Annotated in this window: 4 protein-coding genes and 1 pseudogene; 2 read left to right on the top strand and 3 right to left on the bottom strand. The window is 74.2% G+C overall.

The genetic code is table 11. From position 1 onward, the window contains the following. The coding region (locus B0E54_RS31955) for a DEAD/DEAH box helicase (protein ID WP_234591566.1) at positions 1-1,446 on the bottom strand (1,446 nt) is incomplete at its 3' end. A gap of 316 nt (positions 1,447-1,762) precedes the next feature. Between B0E54_RS31955 and B0E54_RS31950 the strand changes: the two genes are divergently transcribed. Beyond that, the gene (locus tag B0E54_RS31950; RefSeq protein WP_234591565.1) at positions 1,763-2,413 is read left to right on the top strand and encodes a ferritin-like fold-containing protein; all 651 of its coding nucleotides are present in this window, start codon (positions 1,763-1,765) and stop codon (positions 2,411-2,413) included. 76 nt (positions 2,414-2,489) lie between these two features. On the opposite strand, the gene B0E54_RS31945 is transcribed toward B0E54_RS31950, so the two are convergent. Beyond that, positions 2,490-2,717, bottom strand: coding sequence for a DUF3107 domain-containing protein (locus B0E54_RS31945; protein WP_030329796.1), 228 nt, complete (start codon positions 2,715-2,717; stop codon positions 2,490-2,492). A 62-nt stretch (positions 2,718-2,779) separates the two neighbouring features. Next, positions 2,780-3,418 (bottom strand): TetR/AcrR family transcriptional regulator, encoded by a 639-nt coding sequence (locus B0E54_RS31940; protein WP_039909051.1) that lies wholly within the window; start codon positions 3,416-3,418, stop codon positions 2,780-2,782. Positions 3,419-3,565: 147 nt separating this feature from the next. On the opposite strand from B0E54_RS31940, the pseudogene B0E54_RS31935 reads away from it, so the two are divergent. Continuing rightward, positions 3,566-5,118: pseudogene (locus B0E54_RS31935) on the top strand (hypothetical protein); the annotation flags it as partial.

Genomic DNA, 5,118 nt, shown 5'->3' with positions numbered 1-5,118 from the left:
CGGCGTGCCGGCGTCGGTGCGGTCCCGGCGGCCGTCGCCGCGGCCACGGCGCTCACCCCGGCCGTCGCCGCGGCTCTCACCGCGTCGCGGGCCCCGGCCGCCGCTGTCGCCCCGGCGAGAGCGGGTCGTCCCACCCAGGTCCTCTTCGATCTCGGCGGACAGCCCGGCCCGGGTGCGCTCGGCAGTGGGCAGAGTTCCGCTGACCTCGGTGGAGATGTGCAGGTCGGTGTAGAGGTGCGGCGACGTGTGGTAGGTCTCCGGCGGCTCGGGCATCTCCAGACCGAGGGTCTTGTCGATGATCCGCCAGCGGGGCATGTCGTCCCAGTCGACGAAGGTCACCGCGACGCCGGTCGCCCCGGCCCGGCCGGTACGGCCGATGCGGTGGGTGTAGGTGTCCTGGTCTTCCGGGCAGTCGTAGTTGATCACGTGGGTGACGCCTGTGACGTCCAGTCCACGGGCCGCCACGTCGGTGGCGACCAGGATGTCGATCTTGCCGGCGCGGAACGCCCGCAGGGCCCGCTCACGGGCGCCCTGGCCGAGGTCACCGTGCACTGCGGCGACCGCGAACCCGCGGAAGTCGAGATCCTCGGCGACCCGGTCGGCGGCCCGCTTGGTGCGGGTGAAGATCATGGTCAGCCCGCGCCCCTCGGCTTGGAGGATGCGCGCCACCACCTCGACCTTGTTCATCGAGTGGGTGCGGTAGACCAGCTGCTGGGTCTGCGGCGACGGCCCGGTCTCGGCGGTGTGCCCGGCGTGAATCGTCATCGGCTGGCGCAGGAACCGCCGGGACAGGGTGACGATCGGGTCCGGCATGGTCGCCGAGAACAGCATCGTCTGCCGGTCCTCCGGAAGCATCGCCAGGATCTTCTCGACGTCGTCGAGGAAGCCCAGGTCGAGCATGCGGTCGGCCTCGTCGAGGACGAGCGCGTGCACCCGGTCCAGGCGGAGGTGCTTCTGCTTCTGCAGGTCCATCAGTCGGCCCGGGGTGCCGACCAGAATTTCGACGCCCTTGCGCAGCGCGTCGATCTGCGGCTCGTACGCCACGCCACCGTAGATCGGCAGCACCCGGACGCCGCGCGTCCGGCCAGCGGCGGCCAGATCCTTGGCGACCTGGATGCCCAGCTCACGGGTGGGGACGACGACCAGCGCCTGGGGGACGCCGTCGCTGCCCTCGCTCGGCGCGAATACCCGCTCCAGCAGCGGTACGCCGAAACCGAGGGTCTTGCCGGTGCCGGTGGGCGCCTGGCCGATCAGGTCGACGCCGCGCAGCGCGATCGGGATCGCGTACTCCTGGATGGCGAACGCGCGGGTGATGCCGGCGGCGGCCAGCGCCTCGACGGTTTCCTCGCGGGCGCCGAGGGCCGCGAAGGTGGGAGCCTCGGGTCGGACCGGGGCGGTGGGGGCCAGTTCCTGGCCGTCCATCAGATCTTGAGTCAGCTCGCTCATGTGGATGTGGGGGTGCCCTCTCGTGGGTGCGCCCCGTCTCGTCCTCAGGGCGCGTTCGGTATGACGCGGGCCACACGGTCGGCGGCAGAATGCCGAGCCGGACCGGGCCGCACGCGCGCCGCGGGCTGAGCTTCGATCAGATCGGCGCCCACGGCAACTGCTCTATGCTACCTGAACAGGCAAGCTCACGTCCCGATTCCCGGTCGGCCAGCCGCCACGCGGGGCGGTCGAATGTGACCTGCACCACACGTGCTCGGGTGCTCGTTCGTGCCCCGCACGGGCCACCCGGGCCGGCGCCGCACGGTAGCCTGCGCTCGTGTCCGCGCCGACCACCCCCGGTCCCGCCGTCGCCGACCTGCTGGGCCTGGTCGCCTTCGGTGAGCTGCTCGCCTTCGAACGCATGGCCGGCGACGCGCGACTCGCCCCCGACCTGCATCGACGCGCCGCGCTGAGCCAGATGGCCGCGGCCGAGATCGGCAACTACCGCCGGCTCGCCGACCGGCTCACCGCGCTGGGTGTGCCGCCGGAGGAGGCGATGACGCCGTACGTGCGGCCGTTGCAGGCGTACCACGACTCCACCGAGCCGCGGGACTGGGCGGAGGTGGTCACCAAGGCGTACGTGGGGGACGCGATCACCGACGACTTCATCCGGGAGATCGCCGACGCGCTGGACGAGCCCGACCGGGCGCTGGTGCTGGACGTGCTGCACGACTCCCGGTACGCGGAGTTCGCCGTCGCCGAGATCCGGGTGGCCGTCGCCGCCGATCCCCGGGTTGCCGGTCGGCTCTCCATGTGGGCCCGGCGGCTGGTCGGCGAGGCGTTGTCGCAGGCCGGCCACGTCGCCGCCGAACGGGCCGCACTCACCGCGCTGATCGCGCGGGGCGACCGGGTCGACGTGCCGGGATTGTTCTCCAGGCTCACCGACGCCCACACCGCGCGGATGGCGGTCGCCGGACTGAACAACTGACCGTCACCCGTCGGGTGCGGCACCGGCCCGCGGCAGGTGGCCTGCAAACGCCGACCTGCCGCGACGGCCGGACCGGTCAGCGAACGGTGAAACCGACCGCTCGCGGGGACGCCTCGGCGATCTCGACGTAGGCGACCTTCTCGACCGGAACGATGACCCGCCGGCCCTTCTCGTCGGTCAGGGAGAGCGTGCCGCCGTTGCCGGCGAAGGCGTCGGTCACGATCTGCTCGATCTCGGCCGGCGACTGCGCGCTGTCCAGAACCAGCTCGCGCGGCGCGTACTGCACGCCGATCTTGACCTCCACTGTGCCTCCTCAACTGGGGCGATAACCGCCCTGCGAAGGCTATCCGATCACGGGGTCGACGGTCAGGCTGACTCACCTTGCAGCGGGAAGCTCGCGATGCCCCGCCAGGACAACGCCGCCACCAGAGCCTCGGCCTCCGCCTTCGGCACCTGCCGGCCACCGGCCAGCCAGAACTGCGCGGCGGTCTCCGCCGCGCCGACCAGCCCGGAGGCGAGCAGCTCGGCGTGCGACCGGCTCACGCCGGTGTCGGAGATGATGGTGTCGGTGATCGCCGCGATGCAGCCCTGCTCGACCCGCTCCACCCGCTGCCGCACCGCCGGGTCGTTGCGCAGGTCCGATTCGAAGACGAGGCGGAACGCCTCGCTCTCGTGATCGACGAAGTCGAAGTACGCGCGCACCGACGCGCTGACCCGCTCCTTGTTGTCGCTGGTGCCGCGCATCGCCTCGTGCACCTGAGCGACGATGGCGTCACAGTGCGTGTCCAACAGGGCCAGGTAGAGGTCCATCTTTCCCGGGAAGTGTTGGTAGAGCACCGGCTTGGAAACCCCGGCCCGCTCGGCGATGTCGTCCATCGCAGCGGCGTGGTAGCCCTGGGCGACGAATACCTCCTGCGCCGCCGCGAGCAGCTGCTTACGGCGCGCGGAGCGGGGCAGGCGGGTGGGCCTGCCAGCGGTCTGTGCGCCGTTCCCCACAGCGGTCATGGGATCCTCCGAGTTCTCCGTACGGGCCGGCATTTTCCCCCCAGACCGGGGCGGCCCTCGACCGCGTCGTGGAAATGGCCCGCCGCTGTAACTTATCGCCACTCTCCCCACACGGTAGCCTCAGCGAGGGCGACCAAGGAGCGCGCGGTGAGTGAAACAGGGCAACCCGGAGCCGCCACCCCGGGAGAGCACGGTGACGGAACGGGTCAGCACGACGACCCGGGCCGCTCCGGCAGCGGGTGGGCGCCCTCGACGGGCGGGTGGTCCCCGTCTGCCGAGCGCGAGGCGGCCGGGGAGCAGGCACCACCGTGGCAGCGGCCCCCCGCGTCCGGTTGGCGTGCCTCCTCCACGAGGCACGGCGACCTGCCGGCGCCTCTGCCCGGGCTGACCGGTGACCCCGAGCGCCCCGCCCGGGTCAACGGTCACCACACCAACGGTGTCCACCACGACGAGGCCGAGATCGACAGCGACAGCAGCGGCGACAGCGAGACCAACGGCGCCCGCCACGGCGATGCGGAGATCAACGGCGTCGCGCACCTCGGCGGCGGGGCCCCATCGGGCCGCCAGACACCGGTGAGCGCGCCGCCCGGGCGGGCCGCCGACGACCGGCCCGACGTGGGCGGAGGCCGGCTGGTGGTGCCCGCCCAGCGTCCCGCGCCGGTCGGGGAGCAGGGAACGGCAGAGGCCGACACCGGCCCGGCCCGGCACTCCACCACCGACCCTGCCGCGCCGCGCGGCGTCCGCTGGGCCGACCCCGGTCTGCCCAGCACCGCGCCGGCCTCCATCCAGGTGCCGCCCGTCGGCACGGCCGCCTCGGGTTTCGAGGTGCCGCCCGGTCTGCGTGCGCCCACCGGCGAACGGCCCGCCGTCGACGATCAACCTGCCGTTTCGCGTGGTTGGCAGGGCCCGCCCGCGGCCGAGGCGTCGGCCGAGTCGGGGCGTGCCTCCGGGCGCGGCGACGACGCGGAACCGGAGCGCCCCAGCGGGGACACGCACCGGGCGGGTGAGTCGCCCTCCATCGAGCCGGACTGGTCCGGGCCCAGCTGGAACCGCCCGAGCTGGGGCAGTGGGTGGGCACCGCCCTGGTCCCGCCAGGACGGCGAGTCGGCCGGCCGACCGGCGCGGGACGAGTCCGCGCCGGGCTGGGTCGCCGAGCCCCACCAGCCGTACGAGCCGGTGCGCGCCGAGCCGACCCGTCCGTACGAGCCGGTGCCGGCCGAGCCGCCCCGCGCGTACGACGTCACCCGGGACGCGCCCCGGGCCGAGGCGGACGCCGACCCCGGCACGCCCACGCGCCCGTCCTGGGCGGGTGAGCGGCCGGCCCCGATTCCGACCAGCGTGCCGCCGGCCGTCTCCCGGCCCGAGCCGACCGAGCGGCCCTCCTGGGCAGGTGGGCCGGCGCCCGAGCCGACCAGCGGGCTCCCCGCCGACCGCCCGTCCTGGGCCGCGCCGGCCCCGGTCAGCGCGGCCGAGCGCCCGTCCTGGGCCGGTGGCCCCACTCCCACGAGTGGCCCGCCGGCCGTCGAGCGTCCGTCGTGGGCCGGGGGGTCCGCATCGGGCGGTGCCGCCGCCCGTGCCGAGCCGACGAGTGGCCCGCCGGCCGCTGACCACGCCTCCTGGGCCGGCGGTTCGGACCCGACGCCGGCCAGTGCCCCGCCGTCGCGCCCGTCCTGGGCCGGCCCCGCATCGCCGCTCCCACC

It is taken from the genome of Micromonospora sp. MH99 (genome assembly GCF_021442385.1).
Lineage (GTDB): Bacteria > Actinomycetota > Actinomycetes > Mycobacteriales > Micromonosporaceae > Micromonospora.
The sequence above is the reverse complement of the archived record's forward strand: the minus strand, read 5'-3'. Positions and strand labels throughout refer to the sequence as shown.